The organism is Rhizobium sp. SL86 (assembly GCF_026672545.1).
In the GTDB taxonomy this organism is placed as follows: Bacteria; Pseudomonadota; Alphaproteobacteria; order Rhizobiales; family Rhizobiaceae; genus Neorhizobium.
The window spans coordinates 1439183-1453965 of sequence record NZ_JAPPRJ010000001.1 but is presented as its reverse complement, the minus strand read 5'-3'; the positions used below and the strand labels follow the sequence as shown (position 1 = coordinate 1453965).

Annotated in this window: 15 protein-coding genes; 11 read left to right on the top strand and 4 right to left on the bottom strand. The window is 58.7% G+C overall.

The genetic code is table 11. The features are described 5' to 3' along the window. Positions 1-1358 precede the first annotated feature (1358 nt). Positions 1359-1631, top strand: coding sequence for a hypothetical protein (locus OU993_RS07330; protein ID WP_268155792.1), 273 nt, complete (start codon positions 1359-1361; stop codon positions 1629-1631). A gap of 306 nt (positions 1632-1937) precedes the next feature. Beyond that, on the top strand, positions 1938-2798 hold the full coding sequence (locus OU993_RS07325; RefSeq protein WP_268155790.1) for a reverse transcriptase domain-containing protein: 861 nt from the start codon (positions 1938-1940) through the stop codon (positions 2796-2798). Here OU993_RS07325 and OU993_RS07320 read toward each other — a convergent pair. Next, entirely contained in the window at positions 2791-3411 is a 621-nt protein-coding gene (locus tag OU993_RS07320) for a hypothetical protein (protein ID WP_268155788.1), read from the bottom strand. The two genes, OU993_RS07325 and OU993_RS07320, sit on opposite strands and share 8 nt — an antisense overlap. Positions 3412-4560: 1149 nt before the next feature. Here OU993_RS07320 and kynU point away from each other — a divergent pair. The 5 genes from kynU (at position 4561) to OU993_RS07295 (ending at position 9089) form a co-directional block, all read left to right on the top strand. Beyond that, a complete protein-coding gene (kynU, locus tag OU993_RS07315; protein ID WP_268155786.1) occupies positions 4561-5766 on the top strand; it encodes a kynureninase in 1206 nt (401 codons plus the stop codon). Further along, entirely contained in the window at positions 5763-6602 is an 840-nt protein-coding gene (gene kynA, locus OU993_RS07310) for a tryptophan 2,3-dioxygenase (protein ID WP_268155785.1), read from the top strand. The genes kynU and kynA overlap by 4 nt, the downstream gene beginning before the upstream one ends. 39 nt (positions 6603-6641) lie before the next feature. Then, positions 6642-7469, top strand: coding sequence for an alpha/beta hydrolase (locus tag OU993_RS07305; RefSeq protein WP_268155784.1), 828 nt, complete (start codon positions 6642-6644; stop codon positions 7467-7469). A gap of 123 nt (positions 7470-7592) precedes the next feature. After that, positions 7593-8303 (top strand): YoaK family protein, encoded by a 711-nt coding sequence (locus OU993_RS07300; protein WP_268155783.1) that lies wholly within the window; start codon positions 7593-7595, stop codon positions 8301-8303. 3 nt (positions 8304-8306) lie between these two features. Then, a complete protein-coding gene (locus OU993_RS07295; RefSeq protein ID WP_268155782.1) occupies positions 8307-9089 on the top strand; it encodes a YdcF family protein in 783 nt (260 codons plus the stop codon). A gap of 3 nt (positions 9090-9092) precedes the next feature. Here OU993_RS07295 and OU993_RS07290 read toward each other — a convergent pair whose 3' ends face one another. After that, on the bottom strand, positions 9093-9566 hold the full coding sequence (locus tag OU993_RS07290; RefSeq protein ID WP_268155780.1) for a hypothetical protein: 474 nt from the start codon (positions 9564-9566) through the stop codon (positions 9093-9095). Positions 9567-9692: 126 nt separating this feature from the next. Here OU993_RS07290 and OU993_RS07285 point away from each other — a divergent pair, with 126 nt between their 5' ends. Then, complete coding sequence (locus tag OU993_RS07285) at positions 9693-10343, top strand: trimeric intracellular cation channel family protein (RefSeq protein ID WP_268157557.1); 651 nt, start codon at positions 9693-9695, stop codon at positions 10341-10343. Between the two features lie 3 nt (positions 10344-10346). Here the strand turns inward: OU993_RS07285 and irrA are convergent, their stop codons facing one another. Further along, on the bottom strand, positions 10347-10763 hold the full coding sequence (gene irrA / locus OU993_RS07280) for an iron response transcriptional regulator IrrA (protein WP_268155779.1): 417 nt from the start codon (positions 10761-10763) through the stop codon (positions 10347-10349). 284 nt (positions 10764-11047) lie between these two features. Between irrA and fabA the strand changes: the two genes are divergently transcribed. Genes fabA through fabI form a run of 3 tightly spaced genes read left to right on the top strand, consistent with a single transcriptional unit; the run spans position 11048 to position 13646 of the window. Beyond that, positions 11048-11557, top strand: a complete 510-nt coding sequence (gene fabA, locus OU993_RS07275; RefSeq protein WP_268155778.1) for a 3-hydroxyacyl-[acyl-carrier-protein] dehydratase FabA — start codon at positions 11048-11050, stop codon at positions 11555-11557. A 54-nt stretch (positions 11558-11611) separates the two neighbouring features. Continuing rightward, positions 11612-12835, top strand: coding sequence for a beta-ketoacyl-ACP synthase I (gene fabB, locus OU993_RS07270; protein ID WP_268155776.1), 1224 nt, complete (start codon positions 11612-11614; stop codon positions 12833-12835). Positions 12836-12839: 4 nt separating this feature from the next. Next, complete coding sequence (gene fabI / locus OU993_RS07265) at positions 12840-13646, top strand: enoyl-ACP reductase FabI (protein WP_268155774.1); 807 nt, start codon at positions 12840-12842, stop codon at positions 13644-13646. A gap of 93 nt (positions 13647-13739) precedes the next feature. Here the strand turns inward: fabI and OU993_RS07260 are convergent, their stop codons facing one another. Then, positions 13740-14756 carry a class I SAM-dependent methyltransferase gene (locus OU993_RS07260; protein WP_268155772.1) on the bottom strand — a complete coding sequence of 339 codons (1017 nt, stop codon included), beginning with the start codon at positions 14754-14756 and terminating at the stop codon, positions 13740-13742. Positions 14757-14783: the final 27 nt, after the last annotated feature.

Here is a 14783-nt window from a genome sequence, read left to right as displayed (position 1 = left end):
TCGCAGCGTCGCATATTCGTATGGCTGTCGTTAAGCGATGACTCACCCGTCAATCTCCAGTTCTCATGCGAGCATGGAGCGTGCGTGAGAGTATGGCAACAGGGCGCGCCGCCCAGTGCCGTTGGAAGGGGAGTTTTGCGCCATCATATCGGACGTTTGACGCCCTTCTCGCACTACGCTGAAAGCGGGCGTTACCGCAGTCGCCACGCAACTACTAGATAGTGATGGGTTACCGGATCGGCGCTAAGAAGGGACGTGTGAGCACCCGTACGCTGACGCCGGCATGAAGACCATCCGAATGCCGCTACCGATCTATCTGAAGAAGCACGGGGCGAAAGACATCTGCAGAGAGAAAGCCAAACCGCGTGGAATTAAATGCACAAGCCCCCTGCGGGGCTTTTGCATTTTCGTATAGGTGGGTAGGCAATTTGCGGGGCGCCCCTTGACGGTGCCTCTGAGATGCAGAGATTAAGCGCTTCGCCCGACTCGAAAATAAATTTGGCAGCATTTTCAGCGTGCGGGTGGGACGAGTCTTGTACCAGGCTCGGCGCCGACTCGACGTGACCCCTTGTGGGGTGTCCGCGATATGATATTTTGCGCAGCAAGCAGCCGACGTTCTTCACTTACTCTTTTTGGTGAAAGGACCGGCCATGCACGTCTCTACAAATATCTCAGTTTCATTATGTGGCGTCGTTCACGATCTGCAGAGCGTGAACGCGCGCAGACTTCCATTGACCCCTTCGCCGGCTCCGGTGGCTCGTGGCAAAAATAGATGTGGAGTATTTGTGAATTATATTGACATGGTGTATTCCGCAAAACCGACGGGGTGGCAGAAAATACTGTATAAGGCGCTTGACTCGATCCGATTAAATTTTGGGATTCAAAGTGTATCGCTTCATTTGACTCAAAAGTTTGCCCGTTTCAAGCAATTGCAAGAAAAATTTCCCGTTTTTATATTTCGTCACCCTCGAATTCGCTCCTGGGTGTATTCGATATTGACAGGGAAAAAATATATAACAAACAGTATGTTGCGGCGAAATTCGTCTCGAGGCCCGCCCGTCTTGACTATTCTAAGTGTTTCGACCACCATTTCTGCATTCATAAAACGGAAACAGAAAAGAGCCCGAGTTCATTTAGGACTCCATAGGCGCTCGCGATGTTTTGGAAACTCGGAAGGTTGGGACAATGTTTATGCAGTTAGATCGAGTAACAAGCACTTAATAACGAAGTGCCACGCTTTGATGACTGAACGAGTCATTCGCGTCCGGCGTTTTCAATAGACTGATTTAGTAAGCAAGAAATCGAGAGAATTAGCCACGCACTTCTAAAACGAAGTGCAGGAATGGAGATGCTGTGCCATGTGGTCAGCTATTGAGTTTGTGAATTCGCCATGGGCGCTGGCCGCATTTGTGGCAGCGTGCTTTGTCACGATACTAATCGCGCTTCTGAAGCAGGGGCCGATCCTGACAATTAGAGATATTCCGAGGGAACATCGCCACCTTACAGCGGACAAAATGCTGGAGATTCATAGAGAAAACGCCAAAGCGAGACATCGCTTGGTGCTATTCCTTTTGATCATCCTGATGTTGGTGCTGATCGCAGCATTTGCCTGGGAGGCCTTAGCGCTGTGATCGAGAAAATATCTCCAGCGGGCAATTGCAGGGAGTTGAAAATGCAACTGCCCGCACATACATATATGGTGACTTTAGCAATAGGCTGCGGCTCCACGGCTCTCTGCTGATGGTCGACCCTCGGGTTGTCCTGATGTACGAGCTTCGAGACTTCCCTGTTCTCTCAGTTGACGACTCCATGGTTAAACATGGGTTGCAGTTTGCTGAAGTCTCGCAATGGAGGATTCGCCATGAATAAAATTCAAAAGCGTCTCGACCTTGCTGTAGTGATTCTAACCGGCGTGTACGTCTCTCTGGAGATTATCAATGTCGCTCTGGATCTGCTCAGCAAGGTTGTCAACTATGGCCGTACAGTTCGAAAACTTCCTATATTCCTTTATGCGCAACGGGAAGCCGATCTACGCGCCTAATCCGTTTTCGGAAAAGCTCGGGTGTGACATAAAACGCCAGGTGAACAAGGCGCACACGTTCGACAGCTTCATATACCATTTTAAGGACGGCTCTCACGTCGTTGCGCTCCACCGGCATCGCGCGAACAAATATTTCTGCCGCATCGACATTACCCGCTTCTTTTACAGTATTCAGCGCAACCGCCTGAAGCGAGTGCTTAAAGACCTGGGCATCTTCCGCGCCGAATATTATGCGAAGTGGTCAACGGTAAAGAACCCGTATGAAGGCGGCGGCTATGTCATTCCTTACGGGTTCGTTCAGTCGCCCATCCTTGCGACGCTGGTTCTATCCAAATCTGCGGTCGGAAACTATCTGCGCGGGCTTCACCCCGCCATAACCGTGTCTGTGTACATGGATGACATTTGCCTCTCGGGAAATGACCTCGAAGCGCTCCAGGTTGCTTTCGATGGCCTTCTGGCGGCAGTAGCTGAGGCGGGATTCTCTCTTAATGATGAGAAGACCCGACCACCAGCCGAAGCCATCGACATATTCAATTGCAGCCTTGAGCAGGGCGACACCAAAGTGCTGCAGGAGCGCGTGGATGAATTCTATGCGGTAGAGCGGACCCCGCAGAGTGAGGAGGGGTTCGAAACATATCGCGATATCGTTGAATCACATACATGGCGCATCGGCGCCAAGAAACGGCGGCGCCGCGCGTATTTCCGCAGTAAGCCCAAAGTTGCTTCCGTAGCTCCTGCTGTTCCCGAAGCTACCTAAGTCTTCCCGTATTAGCGCCGGTCAACATGCCGAGCGCGAAGCCGATTATCGTGGTGATTGTTTTTTCTGCAAAGGCGGTTTTCGTTTTGTCCTTCGAGAAGACATACATCAGGCAGAACACAACCAGTACGAAGGCGACCAGCCCGAGGATGATGTAAAGAAACATGTTGGGCGAGTGGTCTTCGGCCGGCGACGTCTGAGCCGCCTGTTGGGCGTGAGCGGGGCTGAACACATCGGGTACTAAATCAAGAGAAGCCCGGCGCTCAACGTAGGGCAGGGAACGCAGCAATTCCTTTGTTGCAGAGATATCCGCCGTCAGGGTCTCCACCAGTTGCACGGCCTTGGGGTTGTCCGCCACCATCACTTTCAATGTCGCGGCATCCATGCCTGATTTCTCGAGGCGGTTCAATATCGCTTTTTGGTCGAAGTCAGAAAGCTGCCAGACGGTGACCTGTTCTGGCTTCCAAAACCTATAAAGAAGATCGGAGACCGATCCTGCTATAAGGGTCATCATAAGCGCCGCCATTACTGATGACGTCAGCAGCCGGAATAAGCTCCTGATCTTTTGGCTCTGCGTTTTTGCCTGTGCGCTTTCAGAATCGTTCTCGGCCATGTTCCCCACCCCATTGCTAATCGATCTATAGCAGGAGTTCTTGCCACAGAATGACAGAGACAGTGAAGGCGCAAAGCGGCCATTGGAAATCCACCTCACAAAATCCGCAGAATACCAGCACCGGGAGTAATTTCCGCTCTGCGCAGAGAGCTGCCGGTCGGTGTGCCGCCCTGGTAGTGACGGACAGCGCAGGGAGCAGGCTTTGCTCCTGAAACAGACGGTAGCACCTCAATCAACGTGACCGGCCGAGGCTGGCGCCAATCCTGGCCGACAGCAGGCTCTCAGAAACTTTGTCCATACGGAATAACCCGATCACCCTCACCGCCGCTGATGGGGACAGTGAGGCAAAGTGCCTCCGGCCTGACCTCGATTTTGGCGGGGTGTTGCTACTGTATCAACATCCATTGGGCCTTGACTTCAGCCAGAACTAGTGTGGACTGTTACATAATATTGCTGTGTCCTAAGCCCCGTCAGAAGGTACGCGCAGGCTTATTTTCTTAAATCAAAAAAGGAGAGCATTCATGGCACTTAAACCAGGACCGAAGCCGATAGCGAAATCCACAGGGAAACCGGATCAGCGCCGCCGTGATAACAAAACGACACCAGGGAATACACCGTCCCTCAAACCTAGCAAGTCCACCAAATAAGGCGCATAAAACAGGGCTCTCGCTGATTTGCACGTCTACCCCGGTATACAATTAAACCTGCGGGAATTGCCGCGCGGACTGCGTGCTTGTCGGATGTTGGATGTCAGCTTTCTCGAATTCCCCGCCGATACCGGTCAGTCCGATAACGGCCCTATACCGGGCGACAGGGTAGTCGGTTCGTGTCTTTTCAAGGCAGCAGATAAGTCTACGCTGCGATTTTGGGAACGCGCCGCTCGGTCAATCGCAGGAATCGTTGGTTGAGGGCCCCCGCAACCAGAAATCAAAACGATAATCCACAAAAGCCCCCAAAGGGGGCTTTCGGCGTTCATGGGACGCCTTGCCGTCATCGCGATCACCGGCGGCTATCCAGCCATGCAGAGCCGGTTTTCTGAAAATCTCCTTTAAACTTAAAAGGTCTCTGGTATTCTCCTCAGCATGGTTCAGGTGAGGCGGCTTCGCACCTCGCTGCGCATGCCCGCTTGAACGAGAGGGGACAAAGACGATGACGGATTTTGCACAGACACGCCGCCTGTTTCACCTGCCCGACGGCGTGATCTATCTGGATGGAAACTCGCTCGGGCCACTGCCGAAGGCAGCGAAGGATCGTGTCGCGGCCATGATGGTCGACGAGTGGGGCGACATGCTGATCCGTGGCTGGAACGAGGCCAACTGGATGACGATGCCGCGGCGGATCGGCGATCGGGTCGGCCGGCTGATCGGTGCGCCGGATGGCTGCGTCGTGATGGGCGACACCCTCTCCATCAAAGTCTACCAGGCGTTGGCTTCCGCCCTCGACATCATGGCCGAACAGGATCCGAAGCGGCGCACCATCCTGTCGGACAACGGTAATTTTCCCTCCGATCTTTATATGGCCGAGGGCCTCATCCAGACGCTCGACCGCGGTTATCAGTTGAAAGTGGTGACGCCTGAGGAAGTCGAGGCCGCGATCGACGAGACGATCGCCGTCACCATGCTGACGGAAGTCGACTATCGCACGGGCCGTCTGCACGACATGAAGGCCCTCACCCGCAAGGCCCATGCCGTCGGCGCACTCACCGTCTGGGATCTCGCCCATTCGGCTGGCGCCATTCCGGTTGACCTTGCCGGCGCCGATGCGGATTTTGCGGTGGGTTGCAGCTATAAGTATCTGAATGGTGGTCCCGGCGCGCCGGCCTTCATCTATGTCTCGCCCCGCTGGGCCGATCGCGCCCGCCCGGCCCTGTCCGGCTGGCTGGGACACGAACGGCCTTTCGCCTTCGACCTGCATTACCGGCCGGGTGATGGCGTTGACCGGATGCGGGTGGGTACGCCGCCGATCCTGGCGCTCGCAGCGCTTGATGCCGCGCTTGATGCCTGGGAGGGTGTCGACATGGCGGATGTCCGCGCCCGATCCATGGCGCTTTGTGACCTGTTCATCACAAAGGTGGAGGCGCGCTGCCCGGAACTTAGCCTCGGTTCGCCCCGCGACGGTTCGAAGCGCGGCAGTCAAGTCTCGTTTCTGCACGACGAAGGTTACGCGATCATGCAGGCACTGATTGCCCGCGGCGTGATCGGCGATTTTCGCGCGCCGAACGCCATCCGTTTCGGTTTTACGCCGCTCTATATCGGCGAGGCGGAGGTGATGGCCGCGGTCGACATCCTGGCGGACATCATGACCAACCGGCTCTGGGATCAACCGCAGTTCAAGCAGAAGGCGCTCGTGACATGACATCGAAACCCTATGATCCCGCCCAGGAAGGCGCCGAGATGTCCTTCCGCGAGCGTATGTCCTACACGGACTATCTGCAGCTCGATCCGATCCTCTCGGCGCAGAAGCCGTTGTCGTCGGCACATGACGAACTGCTGTTCATCATCCAGCACCAGACATCGGAACTCTGGATGAAACTCGCGATCCACGAGATCACCTCGGCGATCAGCGCGATCCGCCGCGACGATCCGCAGCCGGCCTTCAAGATGCTGACGCGGGTGGCGCGGATCTTTGAACAGCTGAATGGTGCCTGGGACGTGCTGCGCACGATGACGCCCAGCGAATATACCGAATTCCGCAACGCGCTTGGCCAGTCGTCCGGTTTCCAGTCCTACCAGTACCGGGCGATCGAGTTTCTGGCGGGCAACCGCAATCTGGCCATGCTCGGCCCGCACAGCCACCGTCCGGACCTGATGGAGCATCTGGAAGCGATCCTGGCGAAACCGAGCCTCTATGACGAGGCGATCCTGCTTCTGGGGCGAAACGGCTTCGAGATCGGCGATGATGCGCGGCGCATGTCCTGGCGCGACAAACGCGGCGAGAGCGAGGCGGTGCTTCAGGCCTGGCGTGCGGTGTATGCGGAGCCCGCCCGTTATTGGGATCTCTACGAACTGGCGGAAAAGCTGGTGGATTTCGAGGATTATTTCCGTCGCTGGCGTTTCAACCACGTGACGACCGTCGAGCGGGTGATCGGCTTCAAACGTGGAACAGGCGGCACCTCGGGCACGCATTATCTGAAGAAGATGCTGGAGGTCGAACTCTTCCCGGAACTGTGGCGGGTGCGTACGGTACTCTGAGGGGCGCCATGACGCGCGACAGGAACGAGCGAGGACACGATGCTTTTTTACCGGATCACCGATTGGGACGATGCCTATACCAACGGCGCGAACATTCCGCGCGGCGACACATGGCCGGCTGCCTGGGTGGAACCGGCGAAAACCTTCCGAGAGGCGCTGGCCGCGGAAGGACGCGCCCGGCTCGATCTTTCCTATGGTGAAAAGCCTCGCAATCGTTTCGATCTCTTCCTGCCGCAAGAGGCCCCGAAGGGTCTCGTCGTCTTTGTGCATGGCGGATACTGGCAGGCGCTCGACAAGTCCTATTGGTCGCATCTGGCAGCCGGAAGCCTCGCGCATGGTTATGCGGTCGCCATGCCGAGCTATACGCTCTGCCCCGAGGCCCGTATCGGTGAGATTGTCGAGGAGATTGCCGCCGCGATTGCCGATGCCGCCGGAGAAATCGACGGACCGATCCACCTGACCGGTCATTCGGCCGGTGGCCACCTCGTCACGCGTATGGTGGCTGCAGGCTCGCCGCTCGCCGCGCCCGTGCGGGAGCGGGTGCGCACGGTGGTCTCCATCTCCGGCGTGCATGATCTCCGACCGCTGGTGCTGACCGGACTCAACCGGAACCTGCGGCTCGATGCCGAAGAGGCTGCCGCGGAAAGCCCGGTGCTGATGACGCCGTCTGCCGATACCCGCCTTTTCTGCTGGGCCGGCAGCAACGAGCGGTCGGAATTCATCCGCCAGAATGCGCTGATGGCAAGCCTGTGGCTCGGACTCGGTGCGGAAACCGGCGCCTATGTGGAGCCTGACCGCCACCACTTCAACGTCATCGACGGACTGGCCGATCCTCAGCATCCGCTCACCCTCACGCTGTTGTCCTGACCGCAGCAGAATGTGATCGGGCGGTTTTCGCGGAACCGCTTTCATGCGGAGGCTTTGACCGGATAGGTTTGCCTGGGGGGCGATTCGCATGCGGCCTTTTCCGCATGCAGCCTGGGGCAGCACATGACACGCGAGAGACGGCGCAAGATCATCCGAACACAGCGGACCTGGACGGGGCTTGGCCTCGTTGCCGCGATTTCCTTCATTGCGGGACTGACGGATGCGATCGGTCTTCGGCTCTCGGGTGATTTCGTCTCGTTCATGACGGGCAATACGACAAGAGCCGCCATTGCCCTGGCAGATGGCGACTGGCATCACGGTTTCGTCCTGCTCGCTGCCATTTTTGTCTTTGTCATCGGCAATGCGCTTGGCATCATCGTGGCGCATCTGGTGCCGCGACGGATTTTTGGCGTGCTGGCAAGTGTCGCGCTGCTTCTCGCCTTCGCATCGATCCTGCAGGCCGAGCAGTTCCGCCTGTTGCGCTTCTATCTGGTGGTGGCTTCGATGGGCATGGTCAACGCGACCGTGGAGCACATCGAGGGGCTGCCGATCGGCCTCACCTATGTTACGGGCGCTTTGTCCCGTCTCGGGCGTGGCATTGGCCGTTTTGTGATGGGAGAGCGCAATCTCGACTGGACCATCCAGGCGGTTCCGTGGTTCGGCATGGTCTCCGGTGCGATGTGCGGCGCTCTGCTCGGTCTGTCGGTGCCAGACCATGCGCTGGTCGTGGCCGCAGTCCTGGCAATGATCGTCGCACTCTCGTCGCTTTTCATCCGCAGAACCCTGCACAGGCGTTTCAATCAACGCACCCTGTCGAGCTCCAGACGCAAGTAGCTGATGTTTTATCTCTCGAAAATCTTCTGGCTGCTGGTGCAGCCGCTCTCGCTCGCCTTTTTCCTGGCGGCTCTTGCGGCGCTGGCCTGTCTTGTGCGGCGAGGAACCATCGGCGGCTGGCTTGCCGGCCTGTCGGCGCTCACCCTGTTCGTGACGCTCTACACGACGGCGGGCAATGTGTTGCTGCAGTCGCTGGAAGATCGGATCCCGCGCGCTGACCGGGCGCCGGACACGATCTCCTGCATCATCATGCTGGGCGGCGGCGTCGAGAACGAGGTGATGAGCGGGCGCGGTGGCGTCGAGTTCAACGCTGCGGCCGACCGCTATACGGAAACGCTGCGCCTGGCGCTCGCGCATCCGGATGCAAAAATCCTCGTTTCCGGTGGGGATGGTTCGTTCAGCGGCCGTTATGAGGGCGAGGCCGGCGCCTCGGCAGCGTTCTTTGCGGCCTTCGGCGTGCAGCCGGAGCGGCTGATCCCGGAGAACGCCTCACGCAATACCTGGGAAAACACGCTGAACACGAAAAAGCTTCTGGAGCAGGAAGGCTTGAAGGACTGCCTGCTGGTAACCTCGGCCTTCCATATGCCGCGCTCTATCTCCCTGTTTGCGAAGGCGGGCCTCACGGTCACGCCTTGGCCGGTGGATTACCGCACCAGCGGAACGCTGACGCTTGGCTTCGACTTTACCCAGCCGTCGCTGAATGCCCAGAACACCTCCACCGCCGTGCGCGAATGGCTCGGCCTCCTCGGTTATTATTGGGTGGGCCGTATCGACTGGCCCTTCTGAGCATTATTGCTTCGAGATGGTGACCATGCGCGCACCGCGCACCCGGACCGTCATCTGGCACTGCTTGTCGTCGGTGCGGTCGCAATAATGCGGCGCCATCTTGAAGACGAACACCATGTTGCCGAAGCGCTTGACGAAATCGTAGCCGAAGATCTGGGCAGTTGCGATCATGAAATAACCGCCCTCCTTGACCTGCAGGTAGAAATTATAGGGGCAGCCCTCGTCATTGCAGCCAACACCCTGCTTGCCGTTGCAGCTCAGATCGCCGTGATTGGCAATCGCATCGATGATCCCGTCATTGTTGATGTCGAGGCGGGTGATGAACTTCTCGCCGAACTGTACGCTCTGACACTGCTTGCGGAAGAAGTCCTTTTCGTAGATTTCCGGATCACTGAGCAGCTGCTGTTGTGCGGCGGCGAGAGACGGCAGGAGTATGAGCGCAATCAGCTGAACGACCGCGAAGACAAGAGTCCGCACAAGCATCTTCCTTTTGTTCAATCGTCTGTAGACAAAGCCGTCGATCCGATGGCCGCCGGGAGCTTAGGCGATTATTATTTAAGAAAATGCACTTGCGCGACGCTGGTGCCGGAGAACCCAATGGCCGTGTCCCTTCTGACCCTTCTGGACTATGCGGGTGTCGCGCTGTTTGCGGCAACGGGTGCGCTGGCCGCCTCGCGCAAGCAGCTGGATCTCATCGGTTTCCTGTTCTTCGCCGCCGTCACCGGGGTCGGTGGCGGCACGCTACGCGATCTCGTGCTGGGTCAGGCGCCGGTGTTCTGGGTCAAGGATCCGACCTATCTGGTGATCTGCGGCGGCGTCGGCATCTTCCTGTTTCTCACGGCACATCGGGTCGAATGGCGTTATCGCCTGCTGATCTGGCTCGATGCGGTCGGGCTTGCCGCCTACAGTGTCATGGGTGCGGCCAAGGGGCTTGCCATCACCGGTTCGCCGACGATTGCGATCGTCACCGGCACCATGACCGCGACCTTCGGTGGTATCTTGCGCGATCTCATCGCCAATGAGCCGTCGATCCTGCTGCGCCCGGAGATCTATGTGACGGCGGCGCTTGCCGGTGCAGCCGCCTTTACGGCCACGGCGCTCCTGGGGCTTCCATTGCCTTACAGTTCGGCCGCCGGCATTTTCACGGCCTTTGCCCTGCGCGGCGGCGCCATTCATCACGGCTGGACATTGCCGCGTTATCGCCCACGTCCCGGCCGGCCCGCAGACGAAGCGATGAAAAAGAAGAGGAAATAGGGATCAGGATTTCTTTTCGCGCAGGCGGATGATCACATCCACATGGGCGATTTCCATGCCCGCGGGCGGATCCGGAAGATTGTCGATCTGCAGATTGCTGACCGGAATGTCGAGAACCTCGTTGCGGCCTTCAACGAAAAAGTGGTGATGATCCGAAACGTTTGTATCAAAATAGGTCTTGGCGCTTTCGACCGCGAGAACGCGAATCAGCCCGGCTTCTGTGAACTGGTGCAGGGTGTTGTAGACGGTGGCGAGCGACACCGGCACGCCGGCGGTCGTGGCTTCCTCGTGCAGTTCCTCCACCGTCAGATGGCGGTCGCCCTTGGCGAACAGAAGGTCGGCCAGAGCCACGCGCTGGCGCGTCGGGCGCAAGCCGAAGTGGCGCAATCTGGTTTCCACATCCATGCTGGCGTCGGCCATAGGCGGCTCAAGCTCCGTCAACCCAGTATTTCTCGATTTTTCGATATAACTTTTGGCGCCGCTTCTTTCAATAGCTTCCTCAAAGCTTCTGGTTTTCCGTTGGGCGAAATGCAAAAAATTGAGCGTGAGTCCCCTAGTTTGGCGGGTCGGGTTCCTATATGCGGACCTATCTCACTACGGAAACGGCAACCATTAAGTCTGGCTGTCGGTGCCTTGCGCTTCAATTTACAACGGTCTTGCTTTAAAGACGCAGGAACCGACGACGAGGGGGACACAGAGACCTCATGGACAGCAGAAAATCCAGTTTCACTTATGAAGAGCTTATTGCCTGTGCACATGGCGAACTCTTCGGACCAGGCAATGCGCAACTGCCTCTGCCGCCCATGCTGATGGTCCACCGGATCACCGAGATCTCGGAAACCGGCGGTGCCTTCGACAAGGGCTATCTGAGGGCGGAATATGATGTGCGGCCCGACGACTGGTATTTTCCCTGCCATTTCGAAGGCAACCCCATCATGCCCGGCTGCCTCGGCCTTGACGGCATGTGGCAGCTGACGGGTTTCTTCCTGGGCTGGCTGGGTGAGCCCGGTCGCGGAATGGCACTGTCCACCGGCGAGGTGAAGTTCAAGGGCATGGTCCGCCCGCAAACCAAGCTTCTCGAATACGGGATCGACTTCAAGCGCGTCATGCGCGGTCGTCTGGTTCTCGGTACGGCTGATGGCTGGCTGAAGGCGGACGGCGAAACCATATATCAGGCATCCGACCTGCGCGTCGGATTGTCCAAGGACAAATAAGACGCCCGGACACGCGGTTCGGGTGCGTCAGGAAACAAACAAGGGTTAGATCAGATGCGACGGGTAGTTGTCACCGGCCTCGGTGTGGTGTCCTCGATCGGCAACAATGCCGCGGAAGTCACCGCCTCTCTGCGCGATGCCAAGTCCGGCATTTCCTTCTCCAGCGACTTCGCCGAACATGGCTTCAAGTGCCAGGTCTGGGGTCGTCCGAACATCGACACTGCGGATCTCGTTGATCGTCGCGCCATGCGCTTCCTGTCTCAGGGCGGCGCCTGGAACCACGTGGCGATGAAGCAGGCGATTGCCGACGCAGGCCTTGAGGACAAGGATTACGCCGAAAACGAACGCGTCGGCATCATCATGGGTTCGGGCGGTCCCTCTACCCGCACCCTGATCGAAGCGGCCGATATCACCATCAAGAACAACAGCCCGAAGCGCATCGGCCCGTTCGCCGTGCCGAAGGCGATGTCTTCGACGGCGTCTGCCACGCTTGCCACCTGGTTCAAGATCCACGGCGTCAACTACTCGATCTCGTCGGCCTGCTCGACCTCGGCACACTGCATCGGCAATGCGGTCGAGATGATCCAGTGGGGCAAGCAGGACATGATGTTTGCCGGCGGCCATGAGGACCTCGACTGGACGATGTCGAACCTCTTCGACGCCATGGGCGCCATGTCGTCCAAGTACAACGATCAGGCGGCAACGGCGTCCCGCGCCTACGACGTCAACCGTGACGGCTTCGTGATTGCCGGCGGTGCGGGCGTTCTGGTTCTGGAAGAACTGGAGCATGCGAAGGCCCGCGGCGCCAAGATTTATGCCGAAGTGGTCGGTTACGGCGCAACCTCGGACGGTTACGACATGGTCGCCCCGTCGGGCGAGGGTGCCATCCGCTGCATGCGGCAGGCATTGGCGACCGTTGAAGGCTCTGTCGATTACATCAACACCCACGGCACTTCGACGCCGGTGGGTGATTCGAAGGAAATCGGCGCCATCCGCGAAGTGTTTGGCGACAAGATGCCTCACATCCAGTCGACCAAGTCGCTGACCGGCCATTCGCTCGGCGCAGCCGGCGTTCAGGAATCGATCTATTCGCTCCTGATGATGCAGGCGGGCTTCATTGGCGAAAGCGCTCATATTCAGGAACTCGATCCGGAATTCGACGGCGTGCCGATCGTGCGTGAGCGCATCGACAATGCCAAGATCGACATTGCCCTCTCCAACTCCTTCGGCTTCGGTGGCACCAACGCCACGCTCGTCTTCCAGCGTTACAACGGGTAAACCCATGAGCGGTATCATGCAGGGTAAGCGCGGCCTCATCATGGGCGTCGCCAACAATCATTCGATCGCCTGGGGCATCTCCAAGGCGCTCGCCGCCCAGGGTGCCGAACTCGCCTTCACCTTCCAGGGTGAGGCGCTGGGACGGCGTGTGAAGCCGCTGGCGGCGGAGGTCGGGTCCGATTTCGTCCTGCCATGCGACGTGGAAGATCTCGCCTCGGTCGATGCGACCTTCGACGCGATCAAGGAACGCTGGGGCAAGCTCGATTTCGTCGTGCATGCCATCGGTTTTTCCGACAAGAACGAGCTGAAGGGCCTCTATTCGGACACCACGCGGGAAAACTTCAGCCGCACCATGGTGATCTCATGCTTCTCGTTCACCGAGATCGCCAAGCGTGCCGCCGAACTGATGGTCGATGAAGGCGCCATGCTGACGCTGACCTATGGCGGCTCCATGCGGGTAATCCCCAACTACAATGTCATGGGCGTCGCCAAGGCGGCACTCGAATCCTCCGTCCGCTATCTTGCTGCCGATTACGGTCCGAAGGGCATTCGCGTCAACGCGATCTCCGCCGGTCCGGTTCGCACACTCGCCGGCGCCGGCATTTCGGATGCCCGCGCCATCTACTCCTGGAACCAGAAGAACTCGCCGCTGCGCCGCACCGCAACGATCGAGGATATCGGCGGTTCCGCGCTCTACCTCCTGTCGGACCTGTCGCGCGGCGTCACCGGCGAAATCCATTACGTGGACGCTGGCTACAACATCACCTCGCTGCCGACGCTGGAGCGTCTGCGCAACGCCGACGCCGAATAAACCGGCATCGCTCTCTTGAAAAGAAAGAGGCCCCGGATGCGCGTCGCATCCGGGGCCTCTTGCGTTTCTGCCACCCGGTTTGACGGGTGTTGATTACTTGCGGGCCTGCAGCACCTTAAAGCGGGCATTGCGGCACACTTCGCCGCTGTCCTTGAACTCGGAAGCCAGGACCGGCTCATAGGGAAGGCCGCGATTGGCGACCATCAGCAGTTGACCACCGATGCGCAGCGCAGAGGCGGCGGCCTTGATGAAAGCCTGCCCGATCGCCGGGTCGGCCGCATGGCCCTCATGGAAGGGCGGATTCATGATGACGAGATCGTATTTCTCCTTAACCGGCTCGGAGACGAGATCCTGCCAGAAGAAGCGGGCCGGAAGGTCCGGGCAATTGGCCGCAAGATTCTTCCTGGCGAATTCCAGCGCCCGGTGATCGGCCTCGAACAGATCGATACGGTTGGTGCGCGGTGACGCTTCCGCCAGCATGACGGAGAGATAACCCCAGCCGGCGCCGAGATCGGCGGCATTGCCGTCAAAATCCCGCGGCAGGCGGCTGGCGAGCAGCTCCGAGCCTGCGTCGATCCGGTCATGCGAGAAGGTGCCTGGCACGGTCTCAAAGCGGTTCTCGATCAGTTGCGGCTGTTTGGAGAACTTTGCGACGGCTGCCGAAACATCCGCGGGGCGAGCGAACCACGCGACCACGCCGTGATATTTCGGCATATGCTCGATGGCAAAACCGAGATTGGCGATCTGCTTGCGCAGCGGCTGCACGCCGTCTTCCTTCGAACCCGCCAGCACGATCAGGCCGCCTTCGCGCACGCGCGACAGTGCCTCGGCGACATTCGCCTCGTTTTCACCCTTGTGCTTGCCACAGAGGATCAGCGCGCCGTCATAGGCCTCACCTTCCACCTCGGGCACCACATGCGCGCCATTGACGCTGAGCGGCCGAAACAGCGGGCGTAGCGGCTGTACGTTGACGATCTCGGCGGCAAAGCCGTCCGGCAGGCGCGGGCCGGCTTCGGCCGCCAGGAACAGAATACGCTCTCCTTCGCCCGGCACGGGAAGTGTTCCGATGGCAAAGGGGTGGAACAGGGTTTTTACGGCATCGCGGATCATGGTGGTCTTCCGGATCTTCAATAGCAA

Coding starts and splice junctions, on each gene's coding strand:
- OU993_RS07300 (WP_268155783.1), top strand. CDS start 7,593: ATGACACGCGAGAGACGGCGCAAGATCATCCGAACACAGCGGACCTGG.
- OU993_RS07260 (WP_268155772.1), bottom strand. CDS start 14,756: ATGATCCGCGATGCCGTAAAAACCCTGTTCCACCCCTTTGCCATCGGA.
- OU993_RS07295 (WP_268155782.1), top strand. CDS start 8,307: ATGTTTTATCTCTCGAAAATCTTCTGGCTGCTGGTGCAGCCGCTCTCG.
- irrA (WP_268155779.1), bottom strand. CDS start 10,763: ATGGCCGACGCCAGCATGGATGTGGAAACCAGATTGCGCCACTTCGGC.
- fabA (WP_268155778.1), top strand. CDS start 11,048: ATGGACAGCAGAAAATCCAGTTTCACTTATGAAGAGCTTATTGCCTGT.
- kynU (WP_268155786.1), top strand. CDS start 4,561: ATGACGGATTTTGCACAGACACGCCGCCTGTTTCACCTGCCCGACGGC.
- OU993_RS07305 (WP_268155784.1), top strand. CDS start 6,642: ATGCTTTTTTACCGGATCACCGATTGGGACGATGCCTATACCAACGGC.
- OU993_RS07330 (WP_268155792.1), top strand. CDS start 1,359: ATGTGGTCAGCTATTGAGTTTGTGAATTCGCCATGGGCGCTGGCCGCA.
- kynA (WP_268155785.1), top strand. CDS start 5,763: ATGACATCGAAACCCTATGATCCCGCCCAGGAAGGCGCCGAGATGTCC.
- fabB (WP_268155776.1), top strand. CDS start 11,612: ATGCGACGGGTAGTTGTCACCGGCCTCGGTGTGGTGTCCTCGATCGGC.
- fabI (WP_268155774.1), top strand. CDS start 12,840: ATGAGCGGTATCATGCAGGGTAAGCGCGGCCTCATCATGGGCGTCGCC.
- OU993_RS07325 (WP_268155790.1), top strand. CDS start 1,938: ATGTCGCTCTGGATCTGCTCAGCAAGGTTGTCAACTATGGCCGTACAG.
- OU993_RS07320 (WP_268155788.1), bottom strand. CDS start 3,411: ATGGCCGAGAACGATTCTGAAAGCGCACAGGCAAAAACGCAGAGCCAA.